An 18,488-nucleotide genomic window follows, 5' to 3' on the forward strand; every position below is an offset into this window, starting at 1 on the left:
GCCGGACATCAGGCGCCGTGGTCGATCATCTGCATGGCTTTTTCGAGGCTGCGCCTCATGCGGTTGAACGCGCCGCCGAGCACGGACACTTCGTCTTTTCCGCCGTCAGCGAATTCCGGTACATCAAAGTCACCGGTGCTCACCTTGTCGGCGGCCTGGGACATGCGGCGGATAGGCCGCACGATGAGCCAGCTCAGCATCAGGTTAAGTACGACAAAAACCACGGCGAAGACAGTTGCCAGCGAGACCATGAAGGTCTTGAAGGTGCGGTCTGCGTTGCGGATGGGAATGTCCATGGGAACGGTGACAACCTGCGCGCCGATGATTTCGTTGTGTTTCCAGCCGAAGCCGTTGGCCTCGCCGTAGATCTTGATCATGCTGGCGGGCGCATTGGCCGGCACGCTGTGGCACTGCAGGCACGCCGCGTTGGTGATCTGAATGGGCTTGGCTATATAAAGCAGGCGGCCGGTGGCGGCGGCACGCTCGGAAATCAGTTCTTTCGATTCGGCGTTCTGGCGGAATTGCTGGACGATGTCCGCTTCCCAGTCGGTGGCGCGGTCGCGCGGGTTGGTCGGGTTCAGCGTGGCTTCCTTGTAGCCGTAGTCACGGTACTTTTTCTGGATGTGGCCCAGCGTTTCGGTGGCGGCGTAGGCCGGAACGGTCTGGGGCAGGAACACTTCCTCGAGTTGTTTGTCCAGGTGCGGCTTGATCTGCTCGACGGTGTAGGCCCGTACGGAAAGCGCGGTGTCCATCATGAGGCGGGCGTTGCGCAGAACCTCTTCGCGCGCATTGTCCTGCAGCAGCTGGCGCGAGATGTAGCCGGCCGCGGCAAAGCCGGCCAAAAAAACCACGACCAGCACCAAATTGAATTTCAGTCTCAAGCCCATAGCGCCTCCAGGTGCCCTGCAGTCAGCAGAGCGGGATTATTCAACAGGTTCAACAAATTGTTACTATTTTAGTCCTGCCCGGAGGTCATTGTGCCCCGCTCGTCGCACCCGATACACCGGTAGTAATGCCAATTACGGCCAACAGTGATAATCGCAGCCATGTCTTCTTCTCCCAAAGTGCTTTTTGGCTTCCATGCCGTCGGCGTTCGTATCAAAACAGCGCCCCAATCCGTCCTGGAAGTGTTTTTCGATGTGTCCCGCCGCGATGCGCGCATGCGCCAGTTCACGGACCGGGCCCGGGAGGCGGGTGTGCGATTGATCGAATCCGACGGTTTGCGCCTGGCAAAGATGTGCGGCAGCCACGGCCACCAGGGCGTTGTGGCCCGGGTCGACGCGCTGGCGCAGGTCAAATCGCTCGACGAATTGCTGGAGCAACTCGAAGAAGCCGGTGTGGCCCAGCCGCTGCTGCTGGTGCTCGACGGCGTGACCGACCCGCACAACCTCGGCGCCTGCCTGCGTGTGGCCGATGGCGCCGGCGCCCATGCTGTCATCGCGCCCAAGGACCACGCGGCCGGCATCAACGCGACCGTCGCCAAGGTCGCCAGTGGCGCCGCCGAAACCATGCCTTATTTCATGGTGACCAACCTGGCCCGCACCCTCGGCGAGCTCAAGGAACGCAACATCTGGTGCATAGGCACCAGCGACGATGCGGAAAAAACAATTTACGACGTGGACCTGAAAGGCCCCGTGGCGCTGGTGCTCGGCGCTGAAGGTGAGGGCATGCGCCAGCTCACGCGCAAGACCTGCGATGAACTGGTCAGCATCCCGATGCATGGCGCGGTGGAAAGCCTGAATGTGTCCGTAGCCAGCGGTGTGTGCCTGTACGAAGCCCTGCGCCAGCGCAGGGCATGACGACGCCGCAGCACTTCGACCTGGTCGTCATAGGCGCCAGTTTTGCCGGGCTGGCCTGCGCGCGCGCCGCGGCCAGGGCGGGCCTGCAGGTCGCCATTGTCGAAAAGAAGACTTCTTCCGGCGACAAGCTGCACACCACCGGCATCATCGTGAAAGATGCCATAGACACCATCCCGTGGTTGCGGCAAGTGCCCGCGGCGCTGGTGCGGCAGGTGGACGGTGTGAGGCTTTATTCGCCCAATCTTCGCCATGTCGATCTGCACGCGCCCGGGTATTACTTCTGGGCAACCGACACGCCGGCCCTGCTGGACTGGATGTGTGCGTCCGTCGTGGCGGACGGTGTCACCTTGCTGGCCGGCACGCTGTTCGAGCAGGCTGCGCGAGACAGCGGCGGTTGGGCCGTGTCGGTCAAGTCGGTCACCTCGCAGGAGCCGATGGTGCTGCAGGCTCGCTACCTGGTCGGCGCCGACGGCCCCCATTCACGTGTGGCCAAGGCTTTGGGCCTGTCGCTCAATACCCAGTTTCTCTTTGGCATCGAGCATGAATACGGCCAGGCCCGGCTGGATGCCAACCTGCTGCACTGCTTCATAGACCGTCAGCTCGCGCCCGGCTACATCGGCTGGGCCGTTGCGGGTGCCGGCATTCACCAGATCGGGCTGGCCAGGCGGATGTCGCCTTCAGGCGCGTCCGTGCCTGCCAAACAGGCATGGATGGGCGCTTTCATGGAAAAAATCGCGCCGCATGTGGATGTCGGCAACGCAAGTCCGCTGGCGACGCGCGCCGGCATGATTCCCTGCGGTGGGGTGCTGAAGCGGGTGTCCGATGCACGCGTCATGCTGGTCGGTGACGCTGCCGGCATGGTGTCGCCCGTGACGGCCGGTGGTATCCATACGGCCCTGCAGCATGGCGATGCGGTGGGCAGCGCGGTAGCCGCCTTTTTGCAGGAGGGCGCGGTCGACGGCAGCGACCCGGCCGATCCGGCGCAAGGGCTGGTGCGGCACTATCCGAAGTTCCGCGCCAAGCGCACCTTGCGCTGGCTGTTTGACCGCTTTCAGGCAGACTGGATCTTCAATATGGCCCTGGACACCGAACCCATGCGGCAGGCTGCGCGCATGGTGTACTTTCACCGGCGCGGCAAACCAGAGTAGCCGCCCCGGAACGGGCCTCTAGACCAGCCCATACCAGCCCAGCAATGCGCCGGCGCCCAGCAGCCACAGCAGATGGATCTTGCTGCGCCAGACAATCACGGCGGTGGTGGCCGCCAGCAACCACACCGGCCAGTCTTTCAGCGAACTGCCGTTGGCGGTGGCCAATATCCAGCTTGTCGCGATCAGCAAGGCCACCACGATGGGCCCCATGCCCTGCTTGAAAGCCCGCACCGCGCGCAGCTCGCGGTTGCGGTGCCCCCACTGCGCAGCCAGGTAGGTGAGGGTGGTGCTCGGAATCAGGATGCCCAGCATCGCCAGGAAAACGCCCAGCAGCCCGGTCAGCATGCCCCCTGCGTTCAGCCCCACATTCCAGCCCAGCAAAGCGATGAACAGCACATTCGGCCCGGGGGCTGATTGCGCAATGGCAATGGACGCGTTGAACTGCGCGTCGGTCAACCAGTGCTGTTTGTCGACCAGGAAACGGTGCATGTCGGGAGCGGTGGTGATGGCCCCGCCTATCGACAGCAGCGACAGCGAGAGGTAATGCAGGAAGAGGTCAAACCACTCCCGCGCGCCGAAGACGAGGTGCAGCGATTCGGTCATGGTGCCAGCCTGCGGTAAGCGAGCACACAGGCCACGCCGCCCAGCCCCAGCAGCACATAGGCCAGGGGAAAGCGCAGCAGGGCGATGGCCACGAAACATGCCACACCGAACGCGGCGCACAGCTGCAGGCCCAGCACGTTTTTCTTGAGCGCGCCGAACAGTTTCAGGCCGGTCGCGCCGATCAGCCCGGCTGCCACGGCGCCCATGCCGCGCAGCGCGCCAGCCACGCCGGGATGCCCGGCAAACTGGGCATAGACCACCGCCAGCAGCAGCACGAGCACCAGCGGCACGGTCAGCATGCCGGCCAGCGCGGCCAGGGCGCCCTTGAGGCCGAAGTAGCGGCCACCTATCATCAGTGAGATGTTGACTACATTGGGCCCGGGCATGATTTGCGCGACGGCCCAGTCTTCAATGAATTCCTCGCGCGTCATCCAGCGCTTTTTTTCGACCAGCTCGCGTTGCACGACAGCCAGTACACCGCCAAAGCCCTGAAGCGCCAGCAAGGTGAATGAGATGAAAAGGTCGGAGAGGGATCGGGGTTTCGGGTGGTCTTCGGCGGGAGGGGTGCTCATGCACCAATTATCGCCGCTTCATTGATGCACCACAGCCCGTACACAGGAGACCAAGGGCCGCCGTTTGCTATTAATAAGATAGCTGCTTGCGCTCGTTGGATATGGGCTGGAGGCCAAAATGGCGTAAATTTTTGAGCCAGCGCCCGACATGCCCTGCATGGCGGCTACAGCCGCAGCTCCCAGGTTTCGCCCACCAGGTTTTCTTTCCCAAAGCCATGGTAGGGCTCGCTCCTGGTCAGCTTGAAACCACGCCTGGCGTAAATGGCGCGCGCTGCGTCCAGGCAGCTGTTGGTCCAGAGCACCATTTTTTTGTAGCTCTTGCTGCGCGCAAATGTGATGCACTCGTCGGCCAGGCGCCCGCCCAGGCCCAGTCCGCGCGCCTGCGGCGTGAGGATCAACATGCGCAGCTGGGCCACGGTGGCTGATTTACGCGCCACAAACACCGCGCCCGCCCGCTCACCGTCGACTTCGGCTACCCAGCACTTCTCCCACTCCGGCTGGTGGTTCTTGAGGTACTTGCCGGCAATATCGGCCACCAAGGCCTCGAATTCGCTGTTCCAGCCGTATTCACGCGCGTAAATTTCACCGTGTTGCTGCACCACCCAGCCGATGTCGCCGGGCCCGGGGTCGCGCAACAACACTGTACGTGTCGCGGCAGGCGCAGTGCCGTTGGCCAGCAGCCGTTGCATGGTGGTCATGGCCGTCACCACCTTTTGCTGGTGGTCCGGCGCCAGCGCGGCCAGCAGGGCGGCGGCTTCGTCGCGGGAGCGCTGCTGCAGCGGCGCAAATGCAGCGTGGCCGGCCTCGGTCAGCTTCAGCAGGCTTTGCCGCGCGTCCGCTGGCGAAGGCACGCGCGCCAGCCAGCCCTGGCTTTCGAAGCGGCGCAGGATGCGGCTCAGGTAACCCGCGTCCAGCGCCAGGTCGCGCCCCAGCTCCGTGGCCGTAGGCTGGTCGCGATGGGCCAGTTCATACAACACCCGCACCTCCGTCAGCGAAAACTCGCTGCCCAGGTAAGGGTCCAGCACGCCGATGCGCTGGGTGTAGAAGCGGTTAAAGCTTCGCACGGCCTTGATGTGGGCCGTAGCGGCGGCCGCAGGGAGTGCTCCAGCTTGTGGTGGGGAAGAAATGCTTGAGGCGGCGGTATTGATTGACGAGGCCATGCTGGATATCGTCAATTAATTGGTTGACAAAGTCAAGTATCTCGTATTTCCCGGTTTCGGCCGGCCTCAGATCACCCGGCGCGGGGCCGCTGTCGCCGCATCGCCGCTGTTGGGCGCACCGGTCGGCTCAATCAGCAGCAGGTGCGCCTCTTGTGATGCCCGCGGGCGATGACGCACGTCGCGCGGCACCACATACAACTGGCCGGGTTTGAGCGTGACGGTGGGTTGCCCGTCAATGTCGATGTGCAACTCGCCCTTGAGCACCAGGAAGAAGTCGTCGCTCTCCGGGTGCGAATGCCAGCTGAATTCCCCCTGCACCTTGACGACCATCACGTCGTGCCCGTTGAACTCGCTCACGGTGCGCGGCTGCCAGTGGCCTTCAAAGGTGGCGAGCTTGGCTTGCAGGTCTACGGCTTCTTTCATGTGAACTCCTCTTTCATGGCGGTTGAATGCGATTGAGGAGGGAGTTTCCTTGTCCAGGGCTGCCGCGTCTTGTACGATTGTTTCCTTTACGATTGTTTCATGCACGACGCCCAGGCAACCACGCCCAAAGACTGGGCCCGCTTTCGTCCCGGCGCACTCGCCGGCGTGACGCAGATGAACGCGCATTTCACCGAACACACCTTCGAGCGCCACAGCCACGAAACCTATTCCATCGGCGTCACCGCCTCCGGTGTGCAGACCTTCCACTGCGGCGGCACGCTGCACGCCAGCCTGCGCGGCGATGTGATTCTTTTTAATCCCGACGAGCCGCACGACGGCCAGCGCGGCACGCAGGAGGGTTTTGGCTACAGCATGCTGTATGTGTCGCCACAAGTGGTGAACGACTGCCGTGACAAGGACGCCGGCCTCGAGATGGCGGCCTACTTCCGTCAACCTGTGGTGCGCGACGCCGCCATGGGCCGCGCACTGACGCGAGCCATAGGCGCAGGCGGTCAGGCGCAGGAGTCGCTGCGCGCTGAAGAGCTCACGCGCAATGTGCTGGTGCGCTTGCTGCAGCGCTATGGAGAGCGGCGCTCAGGCGATGATGTGAAGCCGGCTGGCGTTGCACGCATGGCCCGCATTCGCGACTACCTGCGCAGCCACTTCGACCAGGACATCACCGTCGACGCCCTCGCAGGCGAGGCCGGCTTGTCGCGTGTTCATCTGACCCGCGCCTTCGCCCGGCAGTTTGGCGTACCACCGCATATCTACCTCAACGCCGTTCGCATCGAACGCGCCCAGTCAGCCATGCTGGCCGGGCAGGGCCTGGCCGAGGTGGCCGCCGCCTGCGGTTTTGCCGACCAGAGCCATTTCAGCCGGCGCTTCAAGGGCAGTGTGGGTTTGTCGCCTGGCGCTTGGCTGCGGCAGATGAAACCTTCCGCCGTCACCATCGGGTGAATCTACTGCAGGTCGGTAAATAAGGACTCCCCGCGGTCAAGCGGGTCCACAACCACGTTATAGATCTCATTGATGCGCCAGATCGGGGTTTCATAGGCGGCCTGGCCCTGCACCCTCACCAGGAACGCGCTTTTCCTTTCGTGAGCGGCAAGGGTCAGCTCACAGGAGAAGTCGATTTGCCCTGTGTCCGTCGAAATGGCGCTCACGAGTTCATGCGCGGCAAGCGAGAGGCGCTCGGTGCTTTCGTGTGGCAAGAGCTGATCAACCTCATAGGTCCGCAGCACGATCGCAGTGATGCGATCGATGAGGTCGTCAACTACCGAGTTCGGATTTGTGACCATCTGTGGATGCATTTTGGGGATTCTCCTGCATCTCCCAAAGAACTAAAAAGCTATATCGATATTGCAGATTGTCATGAGTGGCATGTTGAATCGTGGAAGCCGTGAATAGGCAACAGGATTGGCTATTTGCCCGCACCAGCCTATTTTGAAGAATACAGCTCGCAAGTTGCACGCATAGAATCGCCAGCAAGCATGGGCGCGTCTTGTTTGCTTCAAGGTCGGCCCCCCGAGAGCACGGAACGGCCGTCACCATGTTGAGTCATCAATCATTCCAGAGGATCCCTTGAAAAAAGTATTGCTACTTCTCGCCATTGCTCTTCTTTCAGCTTGCGCGACTACATCTTTTCGCTCGAACGCGCCTGAATTCGCGGGAGAGAATCGTGTAAGTTCGGTTTACGTCTACTCATTTCTTGACTTGCGTGAAGGAGCTCTGGGAAGGAAATTCCTGGCAGAAGTAAAGCGTCAGCTAAATGATTCATTGAGCAAGGAAAATATCTCGTCCAAGCAACTTTGGTTTAACGATTCCCCATTTGCCACCCAGTTCTCCCTGGAAGAAAAAGGCCCAAACCCTTCCAACACCAGTACACGTGTTCCAGTTGAAGAGGTAATCAAGGCCACACAGGACGAAGAAAGACTTTTTGGCGCTTCGCATCGTTTGATTGTGTTTCCTGCCTCGGTCATGCAATCTAATACCGGAGCAAGTTTTAGTATCCGATGGTCTTTAGTCGATCTAAAGACCAATCAAACTGTCTGGGCCACTACTTCAGTGAGCAACCACGCGAAATGGTTTCTTGGTGATGAGAACCCGGAAGCACGAGCTACCACTTTTGTTGAAGAGTTGATGAGCGAGCTTAGAAAATCAAAAGCTATCCGTGAGCGCAGGGCCTGATTGTTCGGTCAAGCATGGTTCCCGACAGCAGGAAGTCATTTTCGCGATACCACCCGATACCACCCTAAACCGACATCCCACCAGAAACCTCAATCACTGCCCCATTGATATAACTCGCCTCATCGCTCGCGAGGAAGGCATAGACATTGGCAATCTCCTCGGGCCGTCCGAGGCGCCTGAGCGGCACATGGGCCTCCATCTCCTTCAGTACCTTGTCGGGGATAGTGCTGAGGATGGGCGTTGAAATAAAACCGGGGGCCACGGCATTCACGCGCACGCCCTTGGGGCCCAGCTCGCGGCTCCAGGTTTTGGTGAAACCGATTACACCGAACTTGCTGGCGGCGTAATTCGTCTGGCCGAAGTTGCCGTAGATGCCGACGACTGAACTCGCATTGAGGATCACGCCGCTGCCTTGCGTTGTCATGGTGTCGGCCACGGCTTGTGCGCAGTGAAAGACGCCGCGCAGGTTCACGTCGATTACCTTGTCGAACTGTTCGAGCGTCATTTTCTGCAGGCGTGCGTCCTGGGTGATGCCGGCGTTGTTGACCAGCACGTCGACGCGGCCGAACTGGTCTTTGACCTTGCCGACCACCGCATCCACCATGGCGCGCTGGGTCACATCCATCACATAACCGACGGCCTGCGCGCCCAGGGCCTGGCACCGCTTGACGGCATCATCCACCCCGGCTTGTTTCACGTCGCAGACGATGACGGTGGCGCCTTCCTGGGCAAACTTGAGTGCAGTGGCGAGGCCTATGCCCTGGGCGGCGCCGGTGATGATGCTGATCTTGTTTTGGAGTCTTGGCATGAAGTGGATATTTGGATATGGATCGATGAGATGAATGGGAGGATGGGTGAGTTAAACGAAGCAGCTCAGTAAACCGGCTGATGCTGGCGGATCGCATCTTTGACCGCACCCGTGAGCGTAAAGCCGGGCCCGAATTTTTTGGCCAGTTCGCCGCAGCGAGAGACAAAGGCGTCAATCCCCATGCCGTAGATAAACTGCATCGCGCCGCCGGTCCAGGCCGGAAAGCCTATGCCGAAGATGGAGCCGATGTTGGCGTCGTGCACGGTGGTCAGCACGCCTTCGCTGAGGCAGCGGGCGGTTTCCACCGCCTGGCGGTAAAGCAGCCGGTCTTTGAGTTCGTTGATGTCCCAGGCGGCGCCGGGTTTTTCAAACAGGGGCTTGAGTTCGGGCCACAGGTGCTTTTTCGCGCCGGGCCCGGTGGGGTAGTCGTAAAAGCCGCCGCCGGCCGCGCGGCCGGGGCGCTTCAACTCTTTTACCATGCGTTCGACCAGCAGTTCACCGGGCGTGGCGGTGTAGGTCTTGCCTTCTGCGGTGAGGTCGGTGCGTGTCTGGTCCAGCACATGCACGCTTAATGACAATGCGGTTTCGTCGAGCACGGCCAACGGGCCAACGGGCATGCCTGCCTGAATGCCGGCGTTTTCAATCGCGGCGGCGGGAATGCCTTCGCCCAGCATGGCCGCGCCTTCCATCACAAAGGTGCCGAAGGTGCGGCTGGTGTAAAAACCGCGCGCGTCGTTTACCACGATGGGGATCTTGCCCAGGGCCTGCACATAGTCAAAAGCGCTGGCCACGGTTTCATCGTCGGTCTGCCGGCCGCGAATGATCTCGACCAGCTTCATCTTGTCGACCGGGCTGAAGAAGTGGATACCGATGAATTTTTCGGGCCTGTCGCTTGCCGTGGCCAGGCTGCTGATGGGCAGGGTCGAGGTATTGGATGCGAAGAAACCGCCGGACGCCAGCAAAGGCTCGGCCTCCTGCGTCACTTTGGCCTTGAGGTCGCGCCGCTCGAAGACGGCCTCGATGATGAGGTCGCAGCCGGCCAGTTCCGTCACCTGGTCGGTCGCGGTGATGCGTGAGAGCAGGGCGCTTTGCTCGGCGGCCGTCATACGGCCTTTCTCCACACGCGGCGCGGTGATCTTGCTGCTGTAAGCCTTGCCGGCTTCGGCCTTGTCCTGGCTCACGTCCTTGAGCACGGTGGCAATGCCTTTGCTGGCCTGTGCGTAAGCGATGCCCGCACCCATCATGCCGGCGCCCAGCAGGCCGACCTTGGCAGGCCTGAAACGCCCTACGCCTTTGGGCCGCGACTGCCCGCTCTTGATAGCGTTCATGTCGAAGAAAAAGGTGTTGATCATGGCCTTGGCATTGGTGCCCGTCATGAGTTTGGCGAGGTAGCGGCTTTCGATGCGAAAGGCGGTTTCCAGGTCCACCTGTGTGCCTTCCACCATGCAGGCCAGGATGGCTTCAGGCGCGGGGTAGAGGCCGCGCGTCTGCTTTTTGAGCATGGCGGGCGCGGCGCTGAGCGCCGCGGCGATCTTCGGGTTGGCCGGCGTGCCGCCCGGGATTTTGTAGTCCCGGGCTTCCCAGGGGTGCTGGGCCGTGGGGTTGGTGGCTATCCAGGCAAGTGCTTTGCCGCGCAGCTCATCGGCATCGGCCACCAGCTCGTGCACCAGTCCCAGCTCAAGCGCCTCACGCGGGTTAAAGGTTTTACCTTCGACCAGATAGGGTTGCGCGCCCATCAAGCCAAGGTGGCGCGTCATCTTGCTCACGCCGCTGGCGCCCGGCAGCAGGCCCAGCGTGACCTCGGGCAGGCCAAACTGTGTTTTGCGGTCGTCCACCGCCACGCGGTAGTGGGCGACCAATGCGACTTCCCAGCCTCCGCCCAATGCCGTCCCGTTAAGGCAACTAGCCACGGGGATGCCCAGCGTTTCGAGGGTACGGAAGTTTTTCTTGACGCGTTCGATCTCTGCGTAGGCCTTGGGCGCGTCGGCCGGTGTGAGGCGCATCACGGCCTTCAAGTCAGCGCCGGCAAAAAAAGTGCTTTTGGCGGAGGCGAGGATGATGCCTTTGAGGGCGTCTTTGTCTTTCACCACCTGCGCGGTGACTTCAGTGAGATCGTCCTGCCACTGCAGGCACATGGTGTTGACGGGGGAGTCTGGTTCGTCAAACGTGATGGTGGCAATGCCGCCCTCGATTTGGTACTGGATGGTCTTCATGGCATTCAGACTCTTTCAACAATCGTTGCGATGCCCATGCCACCGCCCACGCACAGCGTGGCCAGGCCGTAGCGCAACTTGCGCCTGTGCAGCTCGTCGACCAGTGTGCCGAGGATCATCGCGCCGGTGGCGCCCAGCGGGTGGCCCATGGCAATGGCGCCGCCGTTCACGTTGACCTTGTCGTGCGGCACCTTCATCTCTTTCATGAAGCGCATCACCACGGCGGCAAAGGCCTCGTTGACTTCGAACAGGTCGATCTGCTCCACCGTCATGCCGGCCCTGGCGAGTGCCTTGCGCGTGGCGGGCATGGGGCCGGTCAGCATGATGGTGGGGTCGGCGCCGCTCAGGGCGGCGGCCACGATGCGGGCACGCGGCTTGAGGCCGTGGATTTTTCCGGCGGCCTCCGAGCCCACCAGCACGGCGGCCGCGCCGTCCACAATGCCCGACGAATTTCCGGCGTGGTGCACGTGGTGGATGCGCTCGACCTGCGGATAGCGCTGCAGCGCCACCGCATCAAAGCCCATGCTGCCCAGCTGCTCGAAAGCCGGTTTGAGTGAAGCCAGTCCTTCCAGCGTGGTGTGGGGTTTGATGAATTCGTCTTCGGCCAGAATCGTCTGGCCGAGAAAATCCATGACTGGTACAACGGAGTTGGCGAAGTGGCCGGCGGCGCGGGCTTGGGCAGCGCGCTGCTGGCTTTCGAGCGCAAAGGCGTCCACGTCGGCGCGGCTGAAACCTTCCATCGTGGCGATCAGGTCGGCGCCTATACCTTGCGGCACAAACAGGGTGGCGCTGTTGGTTTCCGGGTCTTGCGCCCAGGCGCCGCCGTCGGCGCCAATCGGTACACGGCTCATGCTCTCGACGCCACCGGCCACCACCAGGTCTTCCCAGCCGGAGCGCACTTTTTGCGCGGCCATGTTCACGGCTTCCAGGCCCGAGGCGCAAAAGCGGTTGACTTGCACGCCCGAGGCGCGGAAATCCCAGCCTGCCTTGAGCGCGGCCACCTTGGCAATCACCGCACCCTGTTCACCCACCGGTGAAACCACGCCCATCACTACGTCGTCGATGGCCGCAGTGTCGAAGCCGCTGCGCCGTTGCAGGTCGGTCAGCACGCCGGCCAGCAGGTTGACGGGCTTGACCTCATGCAGGCTGCCGTCTTTTTTGCCTTTGCCGCGCGGCGTGCGGATGGCGTCGTAGATAAAGGCTTCGATGCTCATGATGGCTTTCCTCGGGAAGGCGGGAACGCAGGGCTGGCGGGGAGGGGCCGTTGAAGTATATGCATTTCGCCAAGCAGTCGCTTTGCATAAATAGACGAACGGAAAGCCGCGTTGCGTTGTAGTGGGCTGAGGCCGGACCTGACCTTCCTCAATTCCTGACCGACATCGTTCAGGGGAGGTGGATGCCCGCGATGAATCAGAGGTGCCGTGTCTCGGCAGGGGTGTTCCACCAGGCGTTGTTGCGCCCGTCCGCGTAGTTGACCGGCGCGCTGATCAGTTCAGCCGGTTCGGCGTTGTCCAGCGCGGCGATGTTGATGGATACATAGTCGCCGCCTATCTGCTCCACGTAACCCCGACCGAAAGGCCGCACGCCGCAGTGCCTGCAAAACAAGTGGTGGCCGCTTTTGGTGCCGAACTGGTAGTCGTTCAGTTCGTTCTCGCCGGCCAGCAGCCGAAATGCGTCGGGTTTGATGATGGCGCCCCAGTTGCGGGTTTTGGTGCAGATGGAGCAATTGCAGCGGCCTGTGCCTTTGCTGAGGTCGATGTCGGCTTCAAAACGGACGGCGCCGCAGTGGCAGCTTCCGGTATAGGTCTTTTGCATGGGGCGAACTCCTTGATGGTTGCAGGTTGTTGGGAAAATCCGGATATGACAGAATGTTGTCATGTCTGAAAGTATAGTTAAACGACAGCATGCTGTCAAATTAGAAATTGCCAACGAAGAGGTCAAGCGCACGCCGGCCGCCAATTCCCTGAGTTGGTTGGTGGTGCAGGTGATGCAGCTCAACGGCTTGTTGACGGCGGCCGGCGATGCGCTGGCGGCGCCGGCCGGGCAGACTTCGGCGCGCTGGCAGGTGCTGGCTGCTGTGGAAGACGCGCCGCTGTCGGTGGCACAGATCGCACGCGCCATGAACCTGACGCGGCAAAGCGTGCAGCGGGTGGCGGATTTACTGGTGGAAGAGGGGCTCAGCGTCTATGAAAGCAATCCGGCTCATGCACGCGCCAAGCTGCTGCGGCTCACTGCCAAAGGTCGCAAGGCCTTGCAAACCATACAGGCAGGGCAAAAAGTATGGGCCAATGCGTTGGCTGATGGGATGAATGAGGCCCAGCTACGCGCCGCGAGCACCGTGCTGGCGCAGTTGCAGCAGGCCTTGATGGCGCAGGAAGCGCCGCAGGAATAGTGGGAGATTGGTGTGAGATTGCCGGCGCGTGCCGCTTAAGACGGGTCTTTGCTGCGCGTGCGGCTCACGGCGCTGAAGATTCCTATCCCCAGGAAGATCAGCGCACCTATGCCGATGTACAGATGCGGCACGCCGGCCACCACGGCACCCCAGATGACACCGGCCAGGAAAATCACGAAACCGATCATGTAAAGCGCAAAAGACATTTTCTTCTCCACGAAATGTTGTGGCACCACTATGCGTGCCTTGGTGCCGGCGCTTTATCGGGTAGATGCGCTGATGGGTGTCAGCGAGGGCCTACGAATGGTTTCAGGAGGCTGCGGCCAATTCCGTCACCCGGGGCTTGAAGCCCTCCGGGAGGCCATTGCTCACGAGGCGGCCGCGGGGATGCATGGGACGCAGATATTGGTGCAGCACCAGGGCGGCAGCACCTACCGCTGAAGCCAGCAGACCGTAACGCGCCACGCGCACCATGGGAGCTGTTACGCCGGCATGGGTGGCGTAGTTTTGCAGCGTTTCCCTGGCAACCTCCACCAATTCCGGAAAATGCTGACAGGATGCGCCGCCCACCACCAGCACGCTGGGATCGAAGGTGGTCCACAGGTTCTGCAGCAGCACACCCAGGTAGTGTCCTGACCGGCGAGTGTCCGCCAGCTGGCCCAGAGCACCCGAACCGATGAAGGCCTCCGCGCACCCACGCCGTCCGCAGGAGCACGCGGGTCCGTCGAGCTCCAGAATGCTGTGGCCGATCTCGCCGGCCATGCCCCGCATGCCGGTGAACAGCCGGTCGTTGAGCACGATGCCCGCGCCCACGCCGACATCGCAGGTCACAAAAATCAGCGAGTCCTTGCCGTCGTTCTCCGAGAATTCGTATTCGCTCAGCGCGGCCGTGTCGGCTTCGTTTTGCACGTGTACCGGTACCGGGGGCAGGCCTGCATGAATCAGTGCCTGGGTGATCTGCGGCAAGAAGTCCACGTTGCGCCAACCAAGGTTGGGGGCAAATCGGACCACACCGGTGGTTTCGTCAAATGCGCCGGGCAGGCCGATGCCCACACCTGAAAGTTGCGCGCCGCGCAATACCAGCTGCGCCTGGGCCAGCACTGTCAGATCGGCAATCTGGCTGCAGACGTCTTGCGGCCGTGTGCCGCGCAAAGGTTCTTGCGTTGACCACAGCACTTGCCCCAACAGGGACACGCTCACCACACGCAAGGTGTCGACTGCCACTTCCACACCAATCAGGCCGCGCGACCGGCAGTCGATTTGCAGGGGCGTGGAGGGCCGCCCCACACCGTTGGCGGCGGCCATGCTGATTTCACTGAGCCAGCCTTCATCAATGAGTTCTCGCACCAGCAGGCTGACTGTCGACTTGGTCAACCCGCTATGGTTGGCCAGCTGCGCGCGCGAGCGCCCAGGCTGGTTGCGCAGCAAGCGCATCAGCACACTGCGGTTGATGCGTTTGACGAGTTGCTGGTCACCTGTGGTTTTCATGGCCGATGGCATGGTTCAGGCAATGCGGTGCGGCGCCTGTGTTTTCCCTTCCGGCTGCTTGCCGGCGATGATCATGCCGAGAATCTGGTCTTCGTTCAGGTCGGCCGTGCGGTAGGTGCCGATCAGGCGGCCGTTTTTCATCACCGACAGGCGGTCGCTGAGCGAAAAAACATCCTGCATGTCATGCGTGATCAGGAAAATGCCCACGCCTTCGGCCTTGAGCTGCAGAACCAGGTTGGCCACCATGGCGGACTCCTCCGGGCCCAAGGCGGCGCAGGGTTCGTCCATGATCAGGATGCGGGCATTGAAGTAGATGGCGCGCGAGATGGCCACCACCTGGCGCTGCCCGCCCGAGAGGCGCCGCACCGGGGTGTGGATGTTGGTGAAGTTTTTATTCAGGCGCCCAAATACCTTGCGTGCCTGCGCCTCCATGAAGTAGTCGTCCAGCGTATTCCAGGTCGTCATTTTTTCACGGCCCAGAAAAAGGTTGGCCACGGCGTCCAGGTTGTCGGCGAGCGCCAGCGTCTGGTAGATGGTCTCGATGCCCTGGTGCTGTGCATCGGCCGGGGTCCGGAGATTCACTTTCTGCCCCATCACATGGATCTCGCCCGAATCGATAGGGAAAGCGCCGGCCAGCATTTTCATGAGGGTTGATTTGCCCGCGCCGTTGTGGCCCAAGACGGCGACAACTTCGCCTGGGTACAGGTTCAGGTTCACGCCGTCCACGGCATGAACGCCGCCAAAGGCCTTGCGGATGTCCTTGAATTCGACCAGGGGTTCGGTAGTGATTTGCATTTCAGTGATCCATTGCGCTGCGCGCCACCCGCGACACATGAAACCGCACGGCAAAGGCCAGGGACACCGCGGAACCGGCTTCGCCGGGCCGCTGGTGTGCCTTGCAGGCCGCGTGGCTGCCGGAGGCAGCCACCGCTCGACCCGTCCAGACCGACGCAGGTCGGTCTGGAGCCGCGGGTCTCGCCCCCCTTGAGGGGCTGAGAGCCGCGGCTCCAAGCCTGCCTGCGCAGGCTTGGACGGCTTCGAAGGGCCTCCGCCTCTGGCGGAGGTGCCGGGCGCCGAAGGCGCTTCGGGGGTGTTTCATCCTAGTTTTCCTGCGCCCACTTGCGGTAGAGCACGTCAAATACCACCGCCACAATCAGCACCTGCCCGATGATGATCATGCGTTTTCCGATGGAGACGTCCAGCAGCAGCATGCCGCTGTCCAGCGACTGCATGATGAGGGCGCCTAACACCGAGCCGATGATGGTGCCACTGCCTCCGGCCAGTGCAGTACCGCCGATCACCGCGGCGGCAATCACGAACAACTCCATGCCGGTGCCCAGCGAGTTGGTGCCTGCGTTCAGGCGGGCCACCGACACGATCGCCGCGATGGTGATGAGCACGGCGAGCAGGGCAAACAACATGAGCGTCACCCGCTTGACCGGTATGCCGACCAGTACAGCAGCGTCGGGGTTGCCGCCCATGGCGTAAACATAGCGGCCAAAACGGGTGCGCTGGGAGATGAAGGACATCACCACCGCCACGGCCGCCCAGATGAGCACCGGGATCGGGATGCCCTGGGGAGCGTCCTTGTTGGTGACCAGATAGCTGTTCATGGTGGCAGCGAACGCGGCCAGCAGGGCCACCGGTGCCGCCACCAGCAGTACATCCACCCACACGGGCTGGTTGGGCATCTCATGGCGCGTAGAGGCACGGCGGCGCAACAGCATGCGAATCACCAGAACCAGGCTCACACAGACGGTCAGGACCCAGGTGGCGGTCACGCCGATGCCACCGTCATAGCCGCCACCGAGTTGCAGAAAAGTCTCGTCGCTGACGGGCTGGGTCTTGCCGTCGGCCACCAGAAAAGCCGCGCCGCGCAAGGACATCAGCCCTCCCAGCGTGACCACAAAAGACGGGACGCCGAGCATGGCGGTCAGCCATCCCTGGTATACCGACACCACCAGCGCCGCAGCCAGCCCGGCGAGTGAGGCCGCCGGCCAGGACCATCCCAGGGTGTATTGAAGATAGGCGATGAGCACGCCGACAAAACCGATCACCGAACCGACCGACAGGTCAATATGCCGGGCCACAATGATCAGCACCATGACAGTGGACACGATGCCCACCACCGCTGTTTGCTGGGCAATGTTGTAGAGGTTCTCAGGCGACAGGAAAATGCCGCCCGACAGGACCTGGAATACGCCCGCCAGGACGGCGAGCACGCCCCCCATGAACACCAGCCGCCAGTCGACAGCAGCGTTGCGCAGGAATCGAACGGGAAATTGCATGGTTTTGAGGATGCAGCACTCCCCAAGGCAACCTACAGGCCGGTTGCCTTGCCTGCTTGCGCAGAACGGGGAGCAGGTGGTTGAACGCCTGTATTAAAGCCTGTATTACTTGCAGGCCGCGACGTTGCCCGTGACACCCTTGCAGAGTTCGTCTTTCTTGATCCAGCCGGCTTTCACCACCACATCGAGGTTGTCGCGGGTAATAGGCACGGGCTTGAGGAACTGGGCCTGCAGGGCGATCTTTTTCTCGCCACCATTCCAGGAGGTCGCGCCGTCGACTTTTTTGCCGGCACCCAGATTGACAGCTGCGCTGGCCGCCTGTTTACCGAGGTCGCGCGCATCTTTCCACACCGACACGGTCTGGGTGCCCATGGCCACGCGGTTCAGGGCGGCAAAGTCACCGTCCTGGCCGGACACCGGTACGCCCTTGAGGCCTTTGGAACTCAGCGCCGCCACGACACCGCCAGCGGTGCCGTCATTGGAGGCCACCACAGCATCGACCTTGCCGCCGTTCTTGGTCAGGATCTGTTCCATGTTTTTCTGCGCGACTTCAGGCTTCCAGCCCTCGGTGTATTCCTCGCCCACGATCTTGATGTCGCCTTTCTTGACGGCGGCGTCAATGATTTCCTGCTGGCCTTCGCGCAGGAAGTTGGCATTCGGATCGGTGGGAGAGCCCTTGATCATCACGTAGTTGCCCTTGGGCTTGGCCTGGAACACCGCACGGGCCTGCATGCGGCCGACTTCCTTGTTGTCGAAGGTGATGTAGAACACGCCGGGTGCCTCGATCAGGCGGTCGTAGGCAATAACCGGCACTTTTTGTTTGGTGGCCTTGTTCACGGCGGGCAGGATGGCGTCCTTGTCCATGGCCAGCACGATCAGGACCTTGGCGCCCTTGGCCATCAGGCCGTCAATGTCCGCCAGTTGTTTTTCGGGGGAGCCCGCGGCGTCTGCGCTGATGTACTTGGCGCCCAGCTTTTCAAGCTGCGTCTTGATGGCTGCCTCATCGGTTTTCCAGCGTTCCTCCTGGAAGTTGGACCAGCTGACGCCGACAGTGACCTGCGCAAATGCGCCGGCAGCGGCCAGGCTGAGTGCCATTGCGGTGAGGGAATTTTTTAGTTTCATGAATGTCTCCGATAGTTCTGCCCAGTCGGGCGTGTAGTTTTGAAAACCCAGCTGAATCCCGGTAATCGTTCCGCTGCAAACGCAGCACTTCAGAATTAGTTTGAACGACGCACTAATTATGTGGACCTGAAAAATTCCCCGCCTAGGGACAAACCCCGGGTGTGCGGGGGTCGCTTTAAATTTTTGATGGTTTCTGTAATACCAAAGGCTGAGCAGCAGGCGCTGCAAGCAGAAAACCCGTCAGCGGCAACGGCTGGCTGGATCGGTTTTCCCCTGGAAAGGCTG

20 protein-coding genes are annotated in these 18,488 nt (G+C 61.8%); 5 read left to right on the forward strand and 15 right to left on the reverse strand.

From position 1 onward, the window contains the following. Nucleotides 1-8 precede the first annotated feature (8 nt). The gene (locus AC1DU8_RS09215) at nt 9-887 is read right to left on the reverse strand and encodes a c-type heme family protein (RefSeq protein ID WP_457280687.1); all 879 of its coding nucleotides are present in this window, start codon (nt 885-887) and stop codon (nt 9-11) included. A 159-nt stretch (nt 888-1,046) separates the two neighbouring features. Between AC1DU8_RS09215 and rlmB the strand changes: the two genes are divergently transcribed. Beyond that, on the forward strand, nt 1,047-1,799 hold the full coding sequence (rlmB, locus tag AC1DU8_RS09220) for a 23S rRNA (guanosine(2251)-2'-O)-methyltransferase RlmB (protein WP_477649216.1): 753 nt from the start codon (nt 1,047-1,049) through the stop codon (nt 1,797-1,799). Then, nucleotides 1,796-2,947: an NAD(P)/FAD-dependent oxidoreductase gene (locus AC1DU8_RS09225; RefSeq protein ID WP_457280689.1), complete on the forward strand. Its 1,152-nt coding sequence runs from the start codon at nt 1,796-1,798 to the stop codon at nt 2,945-2,947. Before rlmB ends, AC1DU8_RS09225 begins: the two co-directional genes overlap by 4 nt. Before the next feature lie 18 nt (nt 2,948-2,965). Here AC1DU8_RS09225 and AC1DU8_RS09230 read toward each other — a convergent pair whose 3' ends face one another. The 4 genes from AC1DU8_RS09230 to AC1DU8_RS09245 all read right to left on the reverse strand — a co-directional run bounded on the left by AC1DU8_RS09230 (nt 2,966) and on the right by AC1DU8_RS09245 (nt 5,705). Then, nucleotides 2,966-3,550 (reverse strand): chromate transporter, encoded by a 585-nt coding sequence (locus tag AC1DU8_RS09230; protein WP_477649214.1) that lies wholly within the window; start codon nt 3,548-3,550, stop codon nt 2,966-2,968. Then, nucleotides 3,547-4,122: a chromate transporter gene (locus AC1DU8_RS09235; RefSeq protein WP_457280691.1), complete on the reverse strand. Its 576-nt coding sequence runs from the start codon at nt 4,120-4,122 to the stop codon at nt 3,547-3,549. Before AC1DU8_RS09235 ends, AC1DU8_RS09230 begins: the two co-directional genes overlap by 4 nt. 164 nt (nt 4,123-4,286) lie before the next feature. After that, nucleotides 4,287-5,282 (reverse strand): bifunctional helix-turn-helix transcriptional regulator/GNAT family N-acetyltransferase, encoded by a 996-nt coding sequence (locus AC1DU8_RS09240; RefSeq protein WP_477726664.1) that lies wholly within the window; start codon nt 5,280-5,282, stop codon nt 4,287-4,289. A 66-nt stretch (nt 5,283-5,348) separates the two neighbouring features. Then, on the reverse strand, nt 5,349-5,705 hold the full coding sequence (locus tag AC1DU8_RS09245; protein ID WP_477726665.1) for a cupin domain-containing protein: 357 nt from the start codon (nt 5,703-5,705) through the stop codon (nt 5,349-5,351). Nucleotides 5,706-5,804: 99 nt separating this feature from the next. Between AC1DU8_RS09245 and AC1DU8_RS09250 the strand changes: the two genes are divergently transcribed. Continuing rightward, nucleotides 5,805-6,662, forward strand: a complete 858-nt coding sequence (locus AC1DU8_RS09250) for an AraC family transcriptional regulator (RefSeq protein ID WP_477726666.1) — start codon at nt 5,805-5,807, stop codon at nt 6,660-6,662. Between the two features lie 2 nt (nt 6,663-6,664). Here the strand turns inward: AC1DU8_RS09250 and AC1DU8_RS09255 are convergent, their stop codons facing one another. Next, nucleotides 6,665-7,015, reverse strand: a complete 351-nt coding sequence (locus tag AC1DU8_RS09255) for a hypothetical protein (RefSeq protein WP_477726667.1) — start codon at nt 7,013-7,015, stop codon at nt 6,665-6,667. 271 nt (nt 7,016-7,286) lie between these two features. On the opposite strand from AC1DU8_RS09255, the gene AC1DU8_RS09260 reads away from it, so the two are divergent. Further along, complete coding sequence (locus AC1DU8_RS09260) at nt 7,287-7,892, forward strand: hypothetical protein (protein WP_457280696.1); 606 nt, start codon at nt 7,287-7,289, stop codon at nt 7,890-7,892. Nucleotides 7,893-7,956: 64 nt separating this feature from the next. Here AC1DU8_RS09260 and fabG read toward each other — a convergent pair whose 3' ends face one another. The 4 genes from fabG to AC1DU8_RS09280 form a co-directional block, all read right to left on the reverse strand. Next, the gene (fabG, locus tag AC1DU8_RS09265; RefSeq protein ID WP_477690104.1) at nt 7,957-8,700 is read right to left on the reverse strand and encodes a 3-oxoacyl-ACP reductase FabG; all 744 of its coding nucleotides are present in this window, start codon (nt 8,698-8,700) and stop codon (nt 7,957-7,959) included. Nucleotides 8,701-8,765: 65 nt separating this feature from the next. Further along, nucleotides 8,766-10,913, reverse strand: a complete 2,148-nt coding sequence (locus AC1DU8_RS09270) for a 3-hydroxyacyl-CoA dehydrogenase NAD-binding domain-containing protein (RefSeq protein ID WP_477726668.1) — start codon at nt 10,911-10,913, stop codon at nt 8,766-8,768. 5 nt (nt 10,914-10,918) lie between these two features. Beyond that, nucleotides 10,919-12,127: an acetyl-CoA C-acetyltransferase gene (locus AC1DU8_RS09275; RefSeq protein WP_477690106.1), complete on the reverse strand. Its 1,209-nt coding sequence runs from the start codon at nt 12,125-12,127 to the stop codon at nt 10,919-10,921. Between the two features lie 196 nt (nt 12,128-12,323). Beyond that, nucleotides 12,324-12,728 (reverse strand): GFA family protein, encoded by a 405-nt coding sequence (locus tag AC1DU8_RS09280; protein WP_457280700.1) that lies wholly within the window; start codon nt 12,726-12,728, stop codon nt 12,324-12,326. Nucleotides 12,729-12,789: 61 nt separating this feature from the next. Between AC1DU8_RS09280 and AC1DU8_RS09285 the strand changes: the two genes are divergently transcribed. Next, entirely contained in the window at nt 12,790-13,305 is a 516-nt protein-coding gene (locus AC1DU8_RS09285; RefSeq protein WP_477690107.1) for a MarR family winged helix-turn-helix transcriptional regulator, read from the forward strand. 35 nt (nt 13,306-13,340) lie between these two features. On the opposite strand, the gene AC1DU8_RS09290 is transcribed toward AC1DU8_RS09285, so the two are convergent. The 5 genes from AC1DU8_RS09290 to xylF all read right to left on the reverse strand — a co-directional run bounded on the left by AC1DU8_RS09290 (nt 13,341) and on the right by xylF (nt 18,203). After that, nucleotides 13,341-13,511 (reverse strand): hypothetical protein, encoded by a 171-nt coding sequence (locus tag AC1DU8_RS09290; RefSeq protein ID WP_457280702.1) that lies wholly within the window; start codon nt 13,509-13,511, stop codon nt 13,341-13,343. 103 nt (nt 13,512-13,614) lie between these two features. Then, complete coding sequence (locus tag AC1DU8_RS09295; RefSeq protein WP_477702286.1) at nt 13,615-14,793, reverse strand: ROK family protein; 1,179 nt, start codon at nt 14,791-14,793, stop codon at nt 13,615-13,617. 15 nt (nt 14,794-14,808) lie between these two features. Further along, on the reverse strand, nt 14,809-15,588 hold the full coding sequence (locus tag AC1DU8_RS09300; protein ID WP_477690110.1) for an ATP-binding cassette domain-containing protein: 780 nt from the start codon (nt 15,586-15,588) through the stop codon (nt 14,809-14,811). 305 nt (nt 15,589-15,893) lie between these two features. Beyond that, nucleotides 15,894-17,024, reverse strand: a complete 1,131-nt coding sequence (locus AC1DU8_RS09305; RefSeq protein ID WP_457280987.1) for a sugar ABC transporter permease — start codon at nt 17,022-17,024, stop codon at nt 15,894-15,896. 162 nt (nt 17,025-17,186) lie between these two features. Then, nucleotides 17,187-18,203, reverse strand: coding sequence for a D-xylose ABC transporter substrate-binding protein (gene xylF / locus AC1DU8_RS09310; protein ID WP_457280705.1), 1,017 nt, complete (start codon nt 18,201-18,203; stop codon nt 17,187-17,189). Between the last annotated feature and the right edge of the window lie 285 nt (nt 18,204-18,488).

Source organism: Polaromonas sp. P3_A5 (assembly GCF_056403055.1).